1 protein-coding gene is annotated in these 451 nt (G+C 30.8%); it reads right to left on the bottom strand.

The window, feature by feature from the left end:
• Positions 1-31: 31 nt before the first annotated feature.
• Positions 32-451 (bottom strand): IS66 family transposase (locus tag ACQRD5_RS17220; RefSeq protein WP_427747120.1); only part of this gene is annotated, 420 nt, incomplete at its 5' end.

Below are 451 nucleotides of genomic sequence, written 5' to 3'. Positions count from 1 at the left end.
GCTTTCTACTTGGAGTTAAAATTTAATATAATTATTTACGGGTTGATGCTCTTAATTCTGGTGGAAGCTTCTTTGACCACGGCATAATATCTAATAAAATTTCTTTATTATCTATATTTATTTCTGATATCTTATCAAACAAATACACTAAGTATTTTTCTACTATTAAGCCGTTAGCTTTAGCAGTTTCAATAATACTGTATATTGTGGCACTAGATTTTGCACCTTTAGACGTATTACTAAAAAGCCAATTCTTACGGCCAATTACAAATGGCTTTATAGCCCTTTCGGCACCGTTATTATCAATTTCTAAAGATCCATCAAGTAAAAGAGTTTTCATTCCAGGTAATACTTTATTTGTATAATCAAGAGCTTTACCTAGAGGACTTTTAGGAAGTGCATCTTTTATTTCTCTTTCAACATATTCTTGAAATTCATCAAGAAGTGGAGC

The organism is Clostridium sp. SGI.024, assembly GCF_050315195.1.
GTDB lineage: Bacteria > Bacillota > Clostridia > Clostridiales > Clostridiaceae > Clostridium.
This window is presented reverse-complemented; position numbering and strand designations above follow the sequence as displayed.